We start from the raw sequence: 16,628 nt of genomic DNA on the forward strand, positions 1-16,628 counted from the left end.
CGGCGCCCGCTCGGCGAGGAGCAAGGAGAACGCCCTGATGAGCCCACCAGAGACCGAGGCCGGGACCCTCCGGGTCAGCGATCTGCACGTCAGCTACGGACAGTCCGTGCAGGCGCTCCACGGGGTGTCGCTGACCGTCCCGCAGGGCCGGATTGTCGCCGTGCTCGGCTCCAACGGCGCGGGCAAGTCCACACTGCTCCGGGCGGTCTCCGGGACCCTCGCGCTGCACCGCGGAACGGTCGACAGCGGCACCGTGCACTTCGACGGCGTACGGCTGAGCGGCGACGCCGCGCGGGCCGTCGCCGCCGGGGTGGTGCAGGTGCCCGAGGGGCGGCGGATCTTCGGCGCCCTGTCCGTGGAGGACAACCTCAGGGCCGGGTTCCTCGGGTCGGCACGCCGCTCGCGCGCCGAGCTGCGAGCCGCCCGCGAGCGTGTCTTCACGCAGTTCCCGGTACTGGCCGAACGTCGGCGGCAGGCTGCCGGGCTGATGTCCGGCGGAGAGCAGCAGATGCTCGCGATGGGCCGCGCGCTGATGGCCGGGCCGAGCCTGCTGCTCCTCGACGAGCCCTCGCTGGGCCTCGCGCCGCTGATGGTCCGGCGCGTCGCGGAGATCATCCGCGAGATCAACGCCCAGGGGACCTCGATCCTGCTCGTCGAGCAGAACGCCGCCATGGCGCTGGAACTGTCCGACCGCGCGTCGGTGCTGGACGTGGGCCAGGTACGGCTGGAGGGGGCCTCGGCCGATCTCGCCGCGGCGGACGAGGTGCGGCGGCTGTATCTGGGCGAGAGCTACGAGACCGGCTGCGGCGCGCCCGACGCCGACGCGCAGTACGCGACGTCCGCGAGCACTCCGTCCGTGACCGGACCGGGACTGACCGAGCTTGGCAGGTGGAACGGATGAGCATCGACGCGACGGTCACCACCCCCGAGGCCGCCACGGCCCCCGGACCGGACACGGGGCCCGACCCGGTCCCGGCCCTCACGGTCGAGAACCTGACCGTGCGCTTCTCCGGCCTCGTCGCCCTCGACGACCTGTCCTTCACGGTCCCGCCCGGCACGATCCACGCCCTCATCGGCCCCAACGGCGCGGGCAAGTCCACCTGCTTCAACGTCATCTCCGGCGTCTACCGAGCCACCGCCGGAAGCGTCCGGTACGCGGGCAAGGACCTCACCCGCCTCGCACCCCACCGCATCGCGCAGCTCGGCGTCGCCCGCACCTTCCAGAACATCGTGCTCACCCACGGGACCGTCGCCGACAACCTCATGCTCGGCCGCCACCGGCTGACGCGGGCGGGCTTCACGGCGAGCGCGCTGCGACTGCCGCACACGGTGCGCGAGCAGCGCCGCCACCGGGAGCGGGCGGCTGAGATCGCCGACTTCCTGGGTCTCGGCGACGCGTTCGACAAGCCGGTCGGCGGGCTTGCGTACGGCGACCGCAAGCGGGTGGAAATGGCGCGCGCGCTGTGCATGGAGCCGCAGTTGCTGCTGCTCGACGAACCGGTCGCCGGCATGCACCCGACCGAGCGCTCGGCGATGGCCGAGACGATCGCCCGGGTCCGTGACGCCCTGAACATCTCGATCCTCATCGTCGAGCACGACATGGGCCTGATCATGCGGATCGCCGACTCGGTGACGGTGCTCGACTTCGGCCGGCTCATCGCGGACGGACCGCCCGAGCGCATCCAGAACGACCCGGCGGTCATCAGCGCGTATCTCGGCACCCCGGTCCAGGAAGCAGAGCCGGGTCCAGAGCCCGGCCCGACACGCGAACCAGAACCCGGTCCGGCACCCGATCCAGAGCCCATCGCGGCACCCGAGCCGGTGGAGGAGACCGAACCGGACACCGACCCGGACCCGGAACCTGCCACGGCCGCCGCTTCGGACCCCGCCAAGGACACCGAGCGCGACTCGGAGGAAGAATCATGATCAAGCTCACTGAAACCGTCCTCAACGGACTCGCGCTCGGCTCCGTCTACGCGCTGATAGCCCTGGGCTTCGTCGTGATCTTCAAGGCGTCCGGCGTCATGAACTTCGCGCACGGCTCCCTGCTGCTCTTCGGCGGCTATGTCACGGCCCGCCTCAACGACGTCATCGGGTTCATCCCCGCCGTGCTCGTCGGCGCCGCGCTTGCCGCAGCACTGGCCGGCCTGGTGCAGCTTCTGGCCACCCGCGGCCTGCGCGGCGCGGAGATCCACACGCTGACGATCCTCACCATCGGCGTGGACGTCCTGCTCAGCACCGAACTCAACCGGCAGGTCGGCGCCGACTACCTCACCATGGGCGACCCCTGGGGCGCCCATGTGACCCGGCTCGGCAGCATCACCGTCGCCGACGCGCGGATGGCGAGCATCGTTGTCGCGGTCGTCGTCATCGCCGCCTTCTTCGCCGCCTTCCGTTGGTCCCGCTGGGGCCTGTCCATGCGGTCCGCGGCCGCCGATCCGGAAGCCGCGGCGCTGATGGGGATACGGCTGGACCGCGTACGCCTCATCGCCTGGTGCGTCGCCGGGGCACTGGCCGCCATCGCCGCCGTGTTCCTCGCCGCCTTCCCCGCACCGGGACTCGACCGCACGACCAGTCAGATAGCCCTGAGTGCCTTCCCCGCGGCGATCCTCGGCGGTATGGACTCGGCCGTCGGCGCTCTCGTCGGAAGCCTGGTGATCGGCCTCACGGCGGCGATGGCCGCCGGCTACCAGAACGAACTGAGCGTCCTGGGTGCCGGATTCTCCGATGTGGCCCCCTACCTCGTGATGGTGCTCGTGCTCCTGGTCAGGCCCACCGGTCTCTTCGGATCGAAGGAGCTGACCCGTGTCTGACACCCCCGCCCTCACCGGCACCGCCGGCACCACCGGCACCGCCGGCACCACCGGCACCACCGAAACCACCGACACCGTGACGGCCTCCGCCGCCGCTCCCCCCGATTCCCCGTCCGCCCCCGGCAGGTGGTCCGGCAAGGTCTCCCCGCGCGGGCGGCGTGCGGCCACCCTCGCCGCAGGGGTGCTGGTCCTGCTGGCCCTGCCCTTCTACGTCACCTCGTTCTGGCTCCAGACGGGCCTGTTCGCCATGGCCGCCGTCATCGGCGCCATCGGGCTGAACCTGCTCTCCGGGACGACCGGGCAACTCTCCCTTGGCCACGCCTTCTTCCTCGCCGTCGGCGCGTACGGCTATGTGTGGCTGGCGTCCGAGCCGTCCGGCACCGGCTCCAGCAGCCTGTACGGTCTCGGGCTCCCGCCCGTGCTCGCCTTCGGGCTGGCCACCCTCCTCGCCGGTGCGGTGGGCGGCCTGTTCAGCCCGATCTCCGGCCGGCTGCGTGGCATGTACCTGGGCATCGCCACCCTCGCCCTGGTCTTCCTGGGCCACCACATGATGCTCAACGCCCCGCATATCACCGGCGGGTTCAACGGCCGCTCCGTACCGCCGCTGGACATCCTCGGCTTCTCCTTCACCGACACCTCACCCGATGGTCTCACCGTCATCGGCGTCCCCTTCGGCGGGCTGGAGCGCCTGTGGTACGTCGGCCTGGCCCTGGTCGCCGTGGCCTGGCTCGTCGCGCACAACCTCCTGCGCGGGCGCCCCGGCCGCGCACTCGGCGCCGTACGCGACAGCGAGGTCGCCGCGGCCGTCATGGGAGTCCATCTCACCCGTTACCGTGCCTCGGCGTTCATCATCTCCTCGATGTACGCGGGCGCCGCGGGTGCTCTGCTGGCCCTGGTGTTCAAGCGGGTCGTCCCGGACCACTTCGGGCTCCTGCTGTCCATCGACTACCTCGCGATGATCGTCATCGGCGGCCTCGGCTCGGTCGGCGGCGCGGCCTGCGGCGCGGTCTTCGTCGCCCTGATCCCGCACCTGCTCACCAAGTACGCCGACGACCTGCCCCTGCTCACCGCTCCCGGCACCACGGGATCGGGCGTGTCCCCGGGCGACGCGGCCCGCTACCTCTACGGCACCGCGATCGTCCTCGTCCTGATCTTCGCCCCCGGCGGCCTGGCCGGACTGGCCCACAGACGGCCGCGCCGCAAGGGCGACGGCTCCCCCCGCACCCGGCGTTTCCCTCTCCGCACCCGCACCACCCCGAAGGAGCACACCCCGTGAGACACACCCGACTTGTCCCGGCCGCAGCCGTCATCGCCGCACTCGCCCTGAGCGCCACGGCCTGCAGCACCAAGAGCGGTACCGACGCGAACAACGCCGGCAGCGACGGCATCAAGACCGGCCCCGGAGTGACGGAGAAGACCATCACCCTGGGCGCGCTGACCGACCTCACCGGCCCGTACGCCTCTCTCGGCAAGAGCATCGTCAACGCCCAGCAGCTGTACGCCGACCAGCTCAACGCCTCCGGCGGCATCTGCGGCCGGACCGTCAAGATCACGGTCAAGGACCACGGCTACGACGTGCAGAAGGCCGTGTCCGCGTTCACGGAGACCGAGCCGAACGTGGCCGCGGTGTCCCAGATGGTCGGCTCTCCCGTGGTGTCCTCGCTCGAACAGGAGCTGGAGTCCAAGCACCTGCTCACGTTCCCGATGGCCTGGGCCTCCACCCTGCTGGGCCGCGACTACGTCCAGGTGGTCGGCTCCACCTACGACGTCGACATGATCAATGGCGTCGACTTCGTGGTCCGCACGGCCAAGCTGAAGGCGGGCGACAAGATCGGCCACGTCTACTTCGAGGGCGAGTACGGCGAGAACGCGCTCGCCGGTGCCACGTACGCGGCCAAGAAGCAGAAGCTGACCATCGTCGGGCAGAAGATCAAGCCCACCGACCAGGACCTGACCGCCCAGTTCACCGCCCTCAAGCAGGCCGGCGTCAAGGCGATTCTGATCAGCGCCGGCCCGCGCCAGACGGCCGCCCTGGTCGGCACCGCGGCCGCCGCGGGCTTCGCCGTCCCGGTCCTCACCAACTCGCCGGGCTTCGCCCCGCAGCTGCTGGGGACCCCGGTCGGCCCCGCCCTGGAGAAGATGCTCCACGTGGTGAGCCCCGCCCCGGCGTTCAGTGCCGACAACCCCGCGATGAAGAAGCTCGCCGACGACTACAAGGCGAAGTACCCGAAGGATCTGCTCGACGCCGGTGTCGTCAGCGGCTGGTACGCGATCAGTGTCCTCGGCGAAGACCTGAAGGCGGCCTGCAAGGCGAAGGACCTGACCCGCGACGGCATAGCGGCGGCCCACCGCAAGCAGTCCAAGCTCACGGTGCTCGGCGTGCCCCTGAACTTCTCGGACCGCGCCAAGCCGGCGACGTACCAGTCCTTCATCCACAAGCCGGCGAAGACGGCCCTCGGCGGCCTCGTGAACGTCGAACCGGCCCACGAGGTCCCCGCGGCGAAGACCTACAGCCTGCCCAAGGGCTGAGCCGCCCCGACGGTCCGGATGCTGACCGGCAGGTCAGCATCCGGACCGGGAGGAATGCCCTTCCGGTCCCTCGGCTCCCCCTGATTCAGGGGGGCCGCGGGCCGGACACCCCGCATCGGGGCGGGTGATGGAGCCGAGGGGGGTGGGGGCGCATGGGTTCGGTCAGACGCCGATGTCGAGTACCTCCCCCACCGGGCGCCGGGGTGTTGCATGGCCCGGCTGGCGTAGCCGAGCCGTATCACCATCCGCACGGCTCCGACTCCATGGACCGGATCGCGCTCGGCCGTATCGACTCCGCACAGCTACATCCGGGTCCGCGCGTACGCTCGCAATGCGTCGCGGACGAACGTCGCCCCCGCGGCGTCGTCGTACATGCCGGCGAAGCGGGGGTCGTCGACGTACATGTCCCCCAGGCCTTTCACCATCTCGATCGAGCGCTCCCGGTCGCCCTCGGCCGTGGGGGTACCCGGGATCTGGCTCAGCCACTGGACGTGCCGGGCAGCCAGTGACTGAGCGTGTTCCGATGTCGGGGAAACCCCGGCCTTCACCGCGGCGACCCATGCGGCGACGAGGTCTTCGGTGGCCTGCTTCCAGGCCCGCTGCTGGTCAAGGGACTTGCCGTGCCACCAGTCGTTGCTCACTTGGAACGCGCGCTCGCCCCAGCGTGAGATCACCTCGTCCTTGTAGCGGTCGTTGAACCCCGCCAACATCACGTCCATCCGCGGTTCTGCCCCTGCCTGCAGGGCCTCGAGCGTGTGACGCACAGACCGGATCTGCCGTTCGATGCCGTCCCGTTCCTCTTCCAGTGCGGCGATGTGGGCGCGGAGCCCGTCGCACGTGTCCACTTCGTCGGCCAGGACCTCGGCGATGGCCGACAAGCCCATGCCGAGCCGGCGCATGAGCAGGATCCGCTGGAGCCGGGCGACCGCGCCCGGGTCGTAGTAGCGGTACCCGTTCGCGCCGACCCGGGACGGGGCCAAGAGCCCGACGCGGTCGTAGTGACGCAGGGTGCGGCTGGTGATGCCGGCCCTCGTCGCGAGTTCCTGGATCGTCCACTCCATCGTTCCAGTGTCACCCGCGGCGGAGCGTGGCATCGATGATCTCCGAGCTGTCGGCGTGCAGGGCCTGCGCCGCCGTCTGCCCGGTCGCCGCCAGGTAGGTGTCGACCAGCCTGTTGCCCGCGGCGTACCCGGCGCCCATCGGCAGTCCCACCGGGGTGAGGCCGAAGCGCTCGGCGCTGGGGTCGCCGTGCACCCAGGCAGTGAAGTTCTGCATGCCTGTCACGTCGAGCCCGGTGAGCACCTTGCCGAAGATCTCGTCGTCGTGCAGGTGCGGCACCCCTATGCGGGTGGGGCCGAGCTCGTCGCCGTAGAGCTGTCGGGCGAAGGCGTCGGCCAGGCCCTCGGAGACGATGTGATCGCCGACCGTGACGGTCATCGGGTCCCACACAACCCCGCCCGGGCCGAACCGCAGGTTGTGGTGGAGTTCGTGCACGGCGGTGGCCTCCAGCCGCTCCACGTTCTCGGGGAAGGGCCAGAGCGTGATCACGATGTGGCCCGAGATGCCGCCGAACCCGGTCACTCCCTGGCAGGGACCCATGAAGTGCTCGTCACCCGGATCGCCGAGCACGAACAGCACGGTGATGTCCGGGGTCCCCAGCCCCGGCGTCGCCTCCAGCAGTACGGTGAGAGCGTCGTCGAGGGCGCGCTGCATCCGCTCCCAGGCTCCGGCCGCCGCCAGGGTTTCGAGCGCGTCGAGGCAACGCTCCTCGTCGCGGTCGACGGGGAACCCGGACGCTTCGAGGTGCATGGCCACCAGGTCGACCTCGCCGGGGTAGTAGCGGTACATGCCCCTGGTGGGCTCCAGCATCGAACGCAGCAGGTCGACGCGGTCCGCGACCGGGGCCAGCAGGATCCGCCTCATGGCGGAGCAGGTGTCAAGAACAGTGATCGACATGGCCCGGATGCTAGAAGTTGACGCAGCGTCAAGGTCAAACCGCCGGCGCTCTTCGTCGAGGTACGGCCGGCATTCCGTCACCGAGTCCCGTCATGACCGGCGGTTCGCCGCTGCGATGGACTCACGCAACTTGGTCAGCCCGCAGATCCCGCGCGGTCCGGCTCGGCGTATGGGCGGGTGCCGCTCAGTCCAGGCAGCCGCCCGGTTCTTCGCCGTGCTCGCCGCCGCCGGGCAGATCGAGCGCAACTACATCCGGGAGAAGCCCCTCGAAGGCCAGGTCACCGCAGTGGCCAGGGGCAACCACGGCGGAAGGCCCAAGGTCTTTCGACGACATGCTCACCTTTGCCATCGCGCTGAAGAACAAGGGCGTCCCTGTCCCCGAAAGAAACTGGCCATCAAGACGGGGAAGAACGCGGTCAAGCCCGTCGGTCGCCTCGCTGTACCGGGCGTTCGCCGAGGCTGAGGACCAGGACGTGCAGGGCCGGCGCGCAGGTCGTCGGCCCGCGCCGCCCCACCCGTGCCCAGCTCACCGGCCCGGGCAGCGGCACCGGCCCGGAGCTGATGGAAAGGCTCATCCGGCAGGTGCTCGACGGGACGAACGACGAGGTGATGGATTTGCTGGGCGTCCAGCACGACGGAGAGACGCCAAGTGCTCCCGATGCTGCCGCACCGCACGAAGGGGCCGACGACGGCCCGCACACCAGCGAGCCGACCGAGCTGAGAATGCAGACCCTCGTGTGCCCGCACTGCACGGTTGGGCCCGGCAGGCCCGCCAGGCCCGCATCATCGCCGCCGAGGACCGCCTCACGGTGACGTGGCACCGCCTGTCCTGCACGCACTACGCGGCCGACTCGGGTCCTGTCGGGCGAAGTGGACTGAGCGTGGTGGCGGACGGGCGGCGATGGGCGTAGACCGGAGTTATGGCTGGCACCCAGCGGGCCTGCGCAATGTGCCACGCGCCGCTGCCCTCGGACTCGGCGCCGCGGCGTCGGTACTGCTCGACCGCGTGCAAGTCGGCCTGGTTCTCACCCACCCGCAGACGACAGGTGTGCGAGAGCCCCACCCGGACGGCGAGCACCGCAGGGGGCTCAAGCCGTTCAAGCACCGACCCGAACCCCGGTAAGCCGCCGTATACCGGCGAACGACTTACGAAGGGCGGCGACCAATGAGTATCGGCAAGAAGATCGCGCACAAGGCCGAAGCGGTCAAGGGTGGCGCGAAGAAGACCGTAGGCCGTGTCACCGGCAGCTGGCACCTGCGGGCCGAAGGCCGTGGTGACCAGGTCAAGGGCAACGCCAAGCAGGCGGGGGCGAAGATCAAGGACGTTTTCAAGCACTGACCACTGCGCCCGCCCTGCCGGCCTCACGGCAGGGCCCCGGAGGTGCCAGGTATGGCCATCAGGAATGGTGCCGCCCAGGCCAGGTCCCAGGGGCGGCGTGTGTCGAACAGCCGTGCCATGGAGGTCCTGTCCAGGGTCGGACTCTCCGCGCGGGGTGTGATCTACGTGCTGGTGGGGCTGCTGGCCGTGCAGATGGGGTTCGGCGGCGGCAGTGGCAAGGAGGCCGACAGGTCCGGCGCGGTGCGGACCATCGGCGAGCAGCCGTTCGGCCGGGTGCTGCTGTGGGCGCTGGTCGTGGGGCTGGCGGCGATGGCGCTGTGGCGGCTGTCCGAAGCCGCATTCGGACAGGCGGTGACAGGCGGTGACAAGTGGACTCGTCGCCTGGGCTCTCTGGGGCTGGCGGTCTTCTACACCGTGATCTGTATCGGCGTGGTGCAGACCGCGCTGGTCGGCGGATCCGCCGGGGGCCGTCCCGGCGATGAGACGTCGAAAGACTACACAGCGAGGGTGCTGGAATGGCCCTTTGGACGGGTACTCGTTGGCGTGGTCGGGGCCGTGCTGGTCATCGTGGGCGTGGTGATCGTGGTGCGCAGCCTGATGCGGAAGTTCGAGGAGAATCTCCGTACGGGCCAGATGAGCCGGACGACGCGGCGTGTCGTCGCGGGTCTGGGCGTCATCGGCGGCGTGGCGACCGGCGTGGTCGCGGTGGCGACCGGCCTGTTCGTTCTCCTGGCCGCGGTGCGCTTCGACGCCAGCCAGGCGAAGGGCCTGGACGAGACGCTGCGTTCGTTCGCCACCACGCCCGCCGGGCCAGTGCTGCTGATCGCCGCGGCGGTGGGCCTCCTGCTGTTCGGCCTCTACTCGTTCTGCGAAGCCCGCTGGCGTAAAGCCCCTGAGCACGGCGCCTCGGCAGAGCAGCCGACCGCCGAGGCCCCGGGCTCGGAGACGCGCCCAAGTGCACCCTAGCGATGGCATCTCGTCCGATGCCGGGGGCCGCTTGTCTCCGTTCGGGCGCTTGCGCAGCGCGATCCGCCGCTCGCGGGCCGGGCGCAGGTGGGGGCGGGGCAGCGACATCGACCTGTGGCAGCGTTCACTGGGATTCGCGGCGCTCGGGTTCCTGACACTGGTGCCACTGCTGATCGTCGTGTCCGCGGCCGATCCGGCGAGCGGACGGGGGTTCGCGCAGTGGCTGGGAGACGGGCTCGGCGTCTCGCCGGCCGCCAGAGGGGAGATCGAGCGGTTGTTCGCCCTGCCGGGCCAGGCGTGGCGGACCACGACGGCGTTCGGCCTCGCCGTGCTCGCCGTATTCGGTCTGTCGTTCGGGGCGGCAGTGCAGAGCGGCTACGAGAAGATCTGGGATCTGCCCCCGGCCCGCTGGTGGGCCAGGTGGCGGCACGTGCTGTGGCTCGCCGTCCTCATCGGGGTCCTCTTCCTGTCCGCGCTCACACCCCTGTGGCGGGATTCGTCGGCCCGCGGGGTGGTCACGGTACTGAGCGGCACCCTGTTCTTCTGGTGGTCCCAGCGGCTCCTGCTCGGCGGCCGGGTCGCCTGGACGGCCCTGCTGCCCGGGGCGGTTGCCACCATGCTCGGGCTGCTCGGCCTCAGGCTGTTCTCCCGGCTCGTGTTCTCACCGCTGATCGCATCCAGCGCCGTCACCTACGGCCCGTTCGGAACCGTACTGGTCATCCAGTCCTGGCTGGTCGGCGTGGGCGTCGTCGTGTTCGGCGGCGCCCTGGCCGGCCGACTGCTCCACGACGAGCTCCCCCGCCTGGCACGGGCACTGAAACGCCGAGAGTGAGGCTGGGATCTACCGCATTCTTCGTCGAGCTCACCAGGCCGGGCAGCGGCACCGGGCCCGGAGCTGATGGAAAGGCGAACCCGGCAGGTACTCGACTCCGGCCCTCGCGGCTCGCCGTACGGCGGCCAGGCCCAGTACACCCCGCCCTGCCGCGCGACGCTGCGGGGTGTCCAGGCTGGTTCGGGCGGCCTTTGCGGGGCAGGCTGAAAAGTACAACGCCTACAGGCACACCACTGGGAGAGGGGCGCTCGGGATGATCCAGATCGCGGATATCCGAGAGTGGCGCACCCACGACGTCGTCGACGCCGCAGGTCACAAGATCGGAGTGCTGGAGGCCATCTACGTGGACACCAGCACGGACCAGCCGGCCATGGCGACCGTCCAGGTCGGGTGGCCCACCCGCCACCATCTGGTCTTCGTCCCGCTGAACGGAGCGATCGCGGGGCCCGGCTACATCAAGGTGGACTACGACAAGTCGCTGGTGAAGAAGTCCCCGGCGATCGGCACGGACGATGTCCTGCCCGCCGAGGACGAGGCCGCGGTCTTCGCGCACTACGGCCTGCCCTACCAGCCCGGCGTAAACGGCGAGCGGCAGCTCGCCCGCCGCTGACCCGCCCGTCAAGAAGGTGCCTTACGCCATGACGCTCTTCCTGATCCTCGTCATCCTGGCGATCGTGCTGGGCATCATCGGCGTCGCCGCCGAAGGACTGCTCTACCTGCTCATCATCGGTATCGCGGTCTTCGCCGCCGCCCTCATCTACCTGGTCGTGCACCTGCGGCGCTCCGGCCGCCACCACCGCACACTCCGCTGAGACACCACGGAACCAAGGACGCCCCGGACCGAGCAGGTCCAGGATCTCTTCGGTGCACCGGTGGCCGTGGGCAACGCGGTCACAGTCGCGCACCAGCACGTCGAAGACGTCACTCTCGTAGGTGTTCGCGCGGGCGAGAGGCGCCCTCGAGCTGGCCTGGCTGATCGGCTGGAAGAGCTGACCAACGGTGCAGTAGCAGGGCCGTCTCCGCTGCGTCTTCGGCGGCGAAGGACGTGCCCGCCGCCCAGATGTCGTCGTTTGCGACGGCGGTGAGGCTGGTGATTTCCCCCTTGCCGACGTCCGGCAGGGCCTGCCGGCGCCAGGCCGTGCCGTCCCACGCCTGGAACGGCGGGGACCCCGTTCTTGATGCCCTGCGGCACGGCGCGGCCGGCCGTCCATGCCTTCCCGTCGGATGTGGTCACCACCGCGTCGGGTGTCAACCGGCCCGCGGGGTCACGGTCGAGATTGCGCGTGGTCCAGGAGGTGCCGTCCCAGTGGGCCACTGTCGCGCCGACCGCCCAGATGTCACTGGCCGACCGTACGGCCAGCGCCTGCGGGAAACTGCCGTCCGGCAACGTCGACTGCTGCGTCCGGGACGTGCCGTCCGGGATGATCGTGCGCAGCCGGAACGCCCCCTGCTGTTGGTGTACTGGTGTCCGCGCAGCGAGAAGCCGGCGGTGTCGTAGTCGCCGTTCTGGTCGCACTGCCAGAACTCGATGAGCGACCCGGGCAGGGGCTTGCAGGCGGTGTCGTCGACGATGCCGCTCAGATCGAGCCGCACTCCGCTGACAGCGGGGGTGATGAAATCCGTCCGCCCGGGGGACTGCGGCTTGAAGAGCGGGCCCTCCGTCGACGCCGGGGTCTCGTGACCGTCACAGGCCGGCGTGACGGCGAGCGGGCGCCCCGCCGTGCGTGCCTCCTGCACCGGGCTCACCGGTGCCGCCAGGGCGGCACCGGCCGCACTCGTCGCCACAAGGGCGGCGGTCATGCCCACCGATTGGGTTCTCCTGGACAGGGGGCGGGCGGGGTCGAGCGGAGCGCGGCGGGGAGCCGGTGGGTCATCGGCGGTCGTCGGCCAGCGGCGGTCGTCGGCCAGCGCCGCGGCGACGTTCCGGGCGGCGCGAGCACCGCGTGGGGCTGGGGCCAGTGCACGTACGTGCCGCCGAAGTCCAGCCGGTGGCCGAAGGCCTCGCCCGTCCAGGTCCGGCCGCCGACCCTGTCGCGTGCTTCGAGCAGGACCACCGAGTGGCCCGCGACGCTGAGGTCGCGTGGAAATCGGGAGCGTCACTGATACGATCCCGAATCGTGTTCGAGAAGAAACCGACAACCCAGCCACCGACTCGCCCGACCGTGGTACAGCGCCGCGGGAAGGAGCGCAGGCGCGCCATCCTCGACGCCGCCGCGGCGCTGCTCGGCGAGAAGGGCTACGAGGCCGCCACGCTCAAGGCCATCGGCGAACGGGCGGGCATCCCGACCGCCTCCATGTACCACTACTTCGCCGACCGGCATCAGGTCGACGCCGAACTCCTGAAGCAGCACCTGAGCGAGCTCGACACGCTGATCGGCGCTGCCGTGGACAACCCGAGGGCGCAGACGCTGCCTGAGGCCGTCGACGTCATGATCGACCTCCATCTCGACTACTTCCGCGGGCACCCGAGCTGCACGGAACTGTGGTTCGCGGGACGCCACGAGACGCTCGAAGAACTGGTGCGTGCCTTCGACGAGGCGCAGGCGGAGCGGCTCTGGCGCCACCTTGTCGAGCGGGGCTTCGTCCCCGCCGACACGCCCCTGCTGCCGCTGCTGCTCGCCTTCGAGGTGGGCAGCCGGCTGTTCGACATCGCGTTCCGGCGCTCTCCCGCAGGTGACGACGCCACGATCGCCGAAGCACGCCGCCTCGTCACCGCCTACCTGGAGACGTACGTCTCCGAAGGTCCAGGGCGGCGCGGCTGACTCCGGCCGCGCCGACCGGGTGTTGACCGCCACGGCGATGCCGCCGGCCATCACGGTGCCCCAGAAGGCGAGGGTCCAGTCCGTGCCCGCCGCGTACCGCACGGCCGGCCGGTCCCCGCGTGTCACACCGCGGGCCCCAGCCCTCCGGCCACCCTCGCGTGGCGCTCAGCCGCAACTGGGCGTACGTGAGCTGGTCCCCGCCGAGTTCGACGACCGCTTCGGCGTCGGGGCGGATGTCGACGTGCGTACGCAGCATGTCGGGCAGCCTCGCGGGCGCGTCCACGTACCTCCGGGCATCGTGCACGTTCCTCACCACGTCATCCTGGGAGGAGGAATTTTGCGCGCGTGACAGGGGCGATGGGACGGGGCATGTCGGCGGCTCCAAGAGCGGCGTGGCAGGGCGAACACGCATGGGGTGGTCGTAGACGACCAAGGCATCGCCGCTCCCGGACCTCCCGAGTACGCGGTCGCGGCGATGCCCTGGTCAGGGTCGAGTCGGCGCGTGTACAGCGCCGGCCGGTGGGACGACGAGGCCCGCCGAGAGCGTGCGGACATGCTCGAACGCGTCGCCGCGCTCATCGAGACCCGAGGCGAGGACATCGCCCGCACGGATTCCCTGACCAGCGGTGTGCCGATCAGCGTCACGCGGAAGGTGGCGGCCTTCCTGCCCGCCAGGATCCGGGCGACGGCATCGGACCTGCTGAGCATCCCCCGCGTACGAGCGCTGGCGGCGAACGGCCGCGACGTCCGCCTGTACAAGGTCCCGTGGGGACCGGCCGCGATCCTCACACCGTGGAACGGCCCGAGCTTCATCCCCGCGGCGAAGGTCGTGAGTGCGGTCGCGGCGGGCTGCCCGGTGATTCTGAAGCCGTCGGAGCACGCTCCGGGCAGCGCGCAGATCATCGTCGAGTGCTTCGTCGAAGCCGGACTGCCCGCCGGCGCACTGCAACTCGTGCACGGCCGCGGCGACGTGGGCGCCAAGCTGACCGGTGACCCGCGAATCAAGATCGTTTCATTCACCGGCGGTCCGGCCGCCGGCCGTGCGATCGCCCGCGCCGCCGCGGAGGACTTCAAGGTCCTTCAGCTGGAGCTCGGCGGCAACAACCCCGCGCTCGTCCTGGACGACGCCGACGTCGAGGTCGCCGCCGACGGCATCTTCGAGGGAATGACCAAACTCAACGGTCAATGGTGTGAGGGACCGGGCAAGGTGCTCGCCCACAGGAGCTTGGTGGAGCCGCTGCTCGAAGCGCTGACCGAGCGCATCGCCAAGGTCGTGGTCGGTCATTCGCTCGACGAGAGCGTCGAGCTCGGCCCGATGTCGAACGCACCGCACTTCGCGACGCTGGAGAGCCGGATCGAAGGACTGCACGCCCTGGGAGCCACCGTCCACCAGCCGGCCCGGCTGCCGGATCTCGACGGATTCTTCCTCTCACCGACCGTCGCCGCCGGGGCCGACCCGGCGAAGGCCACCGCGGAGCTGTTCGGTCCCGTCGTGTCCGTGCACGCCGTCGATTCCGACGAGGAGGCGCTGCGCATCGCGAACGCCAACCCCTCAGGACTCGACGCCTACGTGTTCGGCGGCGATGTCGAGCGTGCGATCGAGGTCGGCGCGCGGGTGCTGTCCGGCGAGGTGCGGGTCAACGGCGCGAAGATCGCCGACCTCGGCGACGATTCCGCGCAGAGCTTCTGGGGGCCGGCCGGCATCGGCGGTCACGGCCCGGCCGAGTCGGTGCGGGTGTTCTGCGGCGACCGGGTGGTCGGCGTCGACTCGCCGGACCTGCCGCTGTGAAACGTGTCGCCCGATGACCGAACCGACCGCCGCTGGAGAACCCTCATGCTGAACCTCTCGACGCTCCTCGAAGACTCCGCCCGCTCGTTCCCGGACCGGGACGCACTCGTACTCGGCTCGAACCGGCTGACCTACCGCCAGGTCGACGCGGCAGCGAACCAGGTCGCCAACCTGCTGGTGTCCCGCGGTGTCCAGCCCGGCGACAAGGTCGCACTGAGCTGCCCCAATCTGCCCTACTTCCCCATCGTCCACTACGGCGTCCTCAAGGCCGGGGCGGTCGTGGTGCCTCTCAACGTCCTGCTCAAGGGCCGTGAGATCGCCTACCACCTGGACGACGCGGACGTCTCGGCGTACTTCTGCTTCGAAGGAACTCCGGAGCTGGCCATGGCCGCGGCGGGTCATGCCGGATACCGAGAGGTCAAGGCGGTGGAGCACTTCTTCGTCATCACCGCCGACCCGGAAGCTCCCAGTCCGATCGCCGGTACCGAGACACTCGGTCAGGCACTCGCCGGCATGAGCACCGTGTTCGAGTCGGTGGTCAGAGAGCCGACCGACACCGCGGTCATCCTGTACACGTCGGGAACGACCGGCCGGCCCAAGGGCGCCGAACTCTCCCACGCCAACACGATGATGAACGTGATGGCCTGCAACCGGCTGTTCCGCAACGAACCGGGCGCCGACAGCCAGTTGGTGTGCCTTCCGCTGTTCCACACCTTCGGTGCGACGGTGCAGATGCACGCGGGGTTCTCGGTCGCCGCGACCTTGCACCTCGTGCCGCGCTTCGCCGCCCGTGAAGTGGTCGAGCTGATGAACCGCGAGGTCATCACGTTCTTCGCCGGTGTTCCGACCATGTGGTGGGGATTGCTCAACGCCCTCACCGACGACATCGACGTCCACCGGATCGCCGGAAACCTACGGATCGGAGTCTCCGGTGGAGCGGCCCTGCCGGTCGAGATCATCAACCAGGTCGAGCAGCGCCTCGGCATCACCGTGCTCGAGGGGTAAGGGCTGTCCGAGACGTCGCCCGTCGCCACGTTCAGCGACCCCCGGCTCGAACCCCGGCCTGGCTCGATCGGCGTCCCGATCTGGGGTGTGGAGCTGAAGCTGATCCGGCCGGACTGGACGGAGGTCACCGAGGCGGGGGAGGTCGGCGAGATCGCGATCAGGGGCCACAACGTCATGAAGGGCTACTACAACCGCCCGAAGGCGACGGCCGAGGCGATCCGCGACGGATGGTTCCGCACCGGAGACCTCGCACGACGCGACGAGGACGGTTTCTACTACATCGTCGACCGCGTGAAGGACCTCATCATCCGCGGCCGTTTCAACGTCTACCCCCGCGAGATCGAGGAAGTACTGCTCACCCATCCAGCGGTGAGCCTGGCGGCGGTCATCGGCGTTCCGCACGACAGCCACGGCGAGGAGATCAAGGCATGCGTGATCCTCGAGAAGGATGCCGCCGTCACCGCCGAGGAGCTCGTCGCCTGGGGCAAGGAGCAGATGGCCTCCTACAAGTACCCCCGCATCGTCGAGTTCGTGTCGAGCCTGCCGACGACCGGCACCGGAAAGATCCTCAAGCGCGAGCTGGCCTGAGGCCGAGCAGAACCGGAACGCCATCCCCCGCTGCGTACGACGCGAAAAG

At 70.2% G+C, this 16,628-nt stretch carries 17 protein-coding genes and 2 pseudogenes; 14 read left to right on the forward strand and 5 right to left on the reverse strand.

Going from position 1 to position 16,628, the window contains the following annotated elements; genetic code table 11:
• The first annotated feature begins 37 nt into the window (after positions 1–37).
• From ACWD0A_RS00245 to ACWD0A_RS00265, 5 genes are read left to right on the forward strand one after another with little or no spacing between them, the layout of a single operon-like run.
• Entirely contained in the window at positions 38–901 is an 864-nt protein-coding gene (locus ACWD0A_RS00245; protein ID WP_451293089.1) for an ABC transporter ATP-binding protein, read from the forward strand.
• The gene (locus ACWD0A_RS00250; protein WP_451293091.1) at positions 898–1,926 is read left to right on the forward strand and encodes an ATP-binding cassette domain-containing protein; all 1,029 of its coding nucleotides are present in this window, start codon (positions 898–900) and stop codon (positions 1,924–1,926) included. The genes ACWD0A_RS00245 and ACWD0A_RS00250 overlap by 4 nt, the downstream gene beginning before the upstream one ends.
• Positions 1,923–2,813, forward strand: coding sequence for a branched-chain amino acid ABC transporter permease (locus ACWD0A_RS00255; RefSeq protein ID WP_451293093.1), 891 nt, complete (start codon positions 1,923–1,925; stop codon positions 2,811–2,813). Before ACWD0A_RS00250 ends, ACWD0A_RS00255 begins: the two co-directional genes overlap by 4 nt.
• The gene (locus tag ACWD0A_RS00260; RefSeq protein WP_451293095.1) at positions 2,806–4,089 is read left to right on the forward strand and encodes a branched-chain amino acid ABC transporter permease; all 1,284 of its coding nucleotides are present in this window, start codon (positions 2,806–2,808) and stop codon (positions 4,087–4,089) included. The genes ACWD0A_RS00255 and ACWD0A_RS00260 overlap by 8 nt, the downstream gene beginning before the upstream one ends.
• Entirely contained in the window at positions 4,086–5,342 is a 1,257-nt protein-coding gene (locus ACWD0A_RS00265; protein ID WP_451293097.1) for an ABC transporter substrate-binding protein, read from the forward strand. The genes ACWD0A_RS00260 and ACWD0A_RS00265 overlap by 4 nt, the downstream gene beginning before the upstream one ends.
• 302 nt (positions 5,343–5,644) lie before the next feature.
• Here the strand turns inward: ACWD0A_RS00265 and ACWD0A_RS00270 are convergent, their stop codons facing one another.
• The 3 genes from ACWD0A_RS00270 to ACWD0A_RS00280 all read right to left on the reverse strand — a co-directional run bounded on the left by ACWD0A_RS00270 (position 5,645) and on the right by ACWD0A_RS00280 (position 7,662).
• Positions 5,645–6,403: a MerR family transcriptional regulator gene (locus ACWD0A_RS00270; RefSeq protein ID WP_451293099.1), complete on the reverse strand. Its 759-nt coding sequence runs from the start codon at positions 6,401–6,403 to the stop codon at positions 5,645–5,647.
• Between the two features lie 10 nt (positions 6,404–6,413).
• Positions 6,414–7,298: a DUF2268 domain-containing protein gene (locus ACWD0A_RS00275; protein ID WP_451293101.1), complete on the reverse strand. Its 885-nt coding sequence runs from the start codon at positions 7,296–7,298 to the stop codon at positions 6,414–6,416.
• Positions 7,299–7,482: 184 nt separating this feature from the next.
• Positions 7,483–7,662, reverse strand: coding sequence for a hypothetical protein (locus ACWD0A_RS00280; protein ID WP_451293103.1), 180 nt, complete (start codon positions 7,660–7,662; stop codon positions 7,483–7,485).
• 801 nt (positions 7,663–8,463) lie between these two features.
• Between ACWD0A_RS00280 and ACWD0A_RS00285 the strand changes: the two genes are divergently transcribed.
• The 5 genes from ACWD0A_RS00285 (at position 8,464) to ACWD0A_RS00305 (ending at position 11,247) form a co-directional block, all read left to right on the forward strand.
• Positions 8,464–8,637, forward strand: a complete 174-nt coding sequence (locus tag ACWD0A_RS00285; protein ID WP_078613441.1) for a CsbD family protein — start codon at positions 8,464–8,466, stop codon at positions 8,635–8,637.
• Positions 8,638–8,736: 99 nt separating this feature from the next.
• A complete protein-coding gene (locus ACWD0A_RS00290) occupies positions 8,737–9,603 on the forward strand; it encodes a DUF1206 domain-containing protein (protein WP_451293105.1) in 867 nt (288 codons plus the stop codon).
• A gap of 49 nt (positions 9,604–9,652) precedes the next feature.
• Positions 9,653–10,435 carry a YhjD/YihY/BrkB family envelope integrity protein gene (locus ACWD0A_RS00295; protein ID WP_451293107.1) on the forward strand — a complete coding sequence of 261 codons (783 nt, stop codon included), beginning with the start codon at positions 9,653–9,655 and terminating at the stop codon, positions 10,433–10,435.
• 253 nt (positions 10,436–10,688) lie between these two features.
• On the forward strand, positions 10,689–11,045 hold the full coding sequence (locus ACWD0A_RS00300) for a PRC-barrel domain-containing protein (RefSeq protein WP_451293109.1): 357 nt from the start codon (positions 10,689–10,691) through the stop codon (positions 11,043–11,045).
• Positions 11,046–11,073: 28 nt separating this feature from the next.
• Entirely contained in the window at positions 11,074–11,247 is a 174-nt protein-coding gene (locus ACWD0A_RS00305) for a hypothetical protein (protein WP_451293111.1), read from the forward strand.
• A 436-nt stretch (positions 11,248–11,683) separates the two neighbouring features.
• On the opposite strand, the gene ACWD0A_RS00310 is transcribed toward ACWD0A_RS00305, so the two are convergent.
• Entirely contained in the window at positions 11,684–12,235 is a 552-nt protein-coding gene (locus tag ACWD0A_RS00310; protein WP_451293113.1) for a dioxygenase family protein, read from the reverse strand.
• Positions 12,232–12,504 (reverse strand): annotated as a pseudogene (locus ACWD0A_RS00315) (FAD-dependent oxidoreductase); the annotation flags it as partial. The gene ACWD0A_RS00310 and the pseudogene ACWD0A_RS00315, both read right to left, overlap by 4 nt.
• Positions 12,505–12,552: 48 nt before the next feature.
• On the opposite strand from ACWD0A_RS00315, the gene ACWD0A_RS00320 reads away from it, so the two are divergent.
• The 4 genes and pseudogenes from ACWD0A_RS00320 (at position 12,553) to ACWD0A_RS00335 (ending at position 16,579) form a co-directional block, all read left to right on the forward strand.
• The gene (locus ACWD0A_RS00320; protein WP_451293115.1) at positions 12,553–13,197 is read left to right on the forward strand and encodes a TetR family transcriptional regulator; all 645 of its coding nucleotides are present in this window, start codon (positions 12,553–12,555) and stop codon (positions 13,195–13,197) included.
• Positions 13,198–13,699: 502 nt separating this feature from the next.
• Positions 13,700–14,986: an aldehyde dehydrogenase family protein gene (locus ACWD0A_RS00325; RefSeq protein WP_451293117.1), complete on the forward strand. Its 1,287-nt coding sequence runs from the start codon at positions 13,700–13,702 to the stop codon at positions 14,984–14,986.
• A gap of 45 nt (positions 14,987–15,031) precedes the next feature.
• Positions 15,032–16,168, forward strand: a pseudogene (locus ACWD0A_RS00330) (AMP-binding protein); the annotation flags it as partial.
• Positions 16,166–16,579 carry an AMP-binding enzyme gene (locus ACWD0A_RS00335; protein WP_451293523.1) on the forward strand — a complete coding sequence of 138 codons (414 nt, stop codon included), beginning with the start codon at positions 16,166–16,168 and terminating at the stop codon, positions 16,577–16,579. The pseudogene ACWD0A_RS00330 and the gene ACWD0A_RS00335, both read left to right, overlap by 3 nt.
• Positions 16,580–16,628 lie beyond the last annotated feature (49 nt).

The organism is Streptomyces sp. NPDC002867, assembly GCF_053591895.1.

Bases quoted from the DNA above. Each gene is read 5' to 3' on its own strand.
- ACWD0A_RS00255 (WP_451293093.1), top strand. From the start codon at position 1,923: ATGATCAAGCTCACTGAAACCGTCCTCAACGGACTCGCGCTCGGCTCC.
- ACWD0A_RS00245 (WP_451293089.1), top strand. From the start codon at position 38: ATGAGCCCACCAGAGACCGAGGCCGGGACCCTCCGGGTCAGCGATCTG.
- ACWD0A_RS00300 (WP_451293109.1), top strand. From the start codon at position 10,689: ATGATCCAGATCGCGGATATCCGAGAGTGGCGCACCCACGACGTCGTC.
- ACWD0A_RS00335 (WP_451293523.1), top strand. From the start codon at position 16,166: ATGAAGGGCTACTACAACCGCCCGAAGGCGACGGCCGAGGCGATCCGC.
- ACWD0A_RS00285 (WP_078613441.1), top strand. From the start codon at position 8,464: ATGAGTATCGGCAAGAAGATCGCGCACAAGGCCGAAGCGGTCAAGGGT.
- ACWD0A_RS00275 (WP_451293101.1), bottom strand. From the start codon at position 7,298: ATGTCGATCACTGTTCTTGACACCTGCTCCGCCATGAGGCGGATCCTG.
- ACWD0A_RS00305 (WP_451293111.1), top strand. From the start codon at position 11,074: ATGACGCTCTTCCTGATCCTCGTCATCCTGGCGATCGTGCTGGGCATC.
- ACWD0A_RS00270 (WP_451293099.1), bottom strand. From the start codon at position 6,403: ATGGAGTGGACGATCCAGGAACTCGCGACGAGGGCCGGCATCACCAGC.
- ACWD0A_RS00310 (WP_451293113.1), bottom strand. From the start codon at position 12,235: ATGACCGCCGCCCTTGTGGCGACGAGTGCGGCCGGTGCCGCCCTGGCG.
- ACWD0A_RS00250 (WP_451293091.1), top strand. From the start codon at position 898: ATGAGCATCGACGCGACGGTCACCACCCCCGAGGCCGCCACGGCCCCC.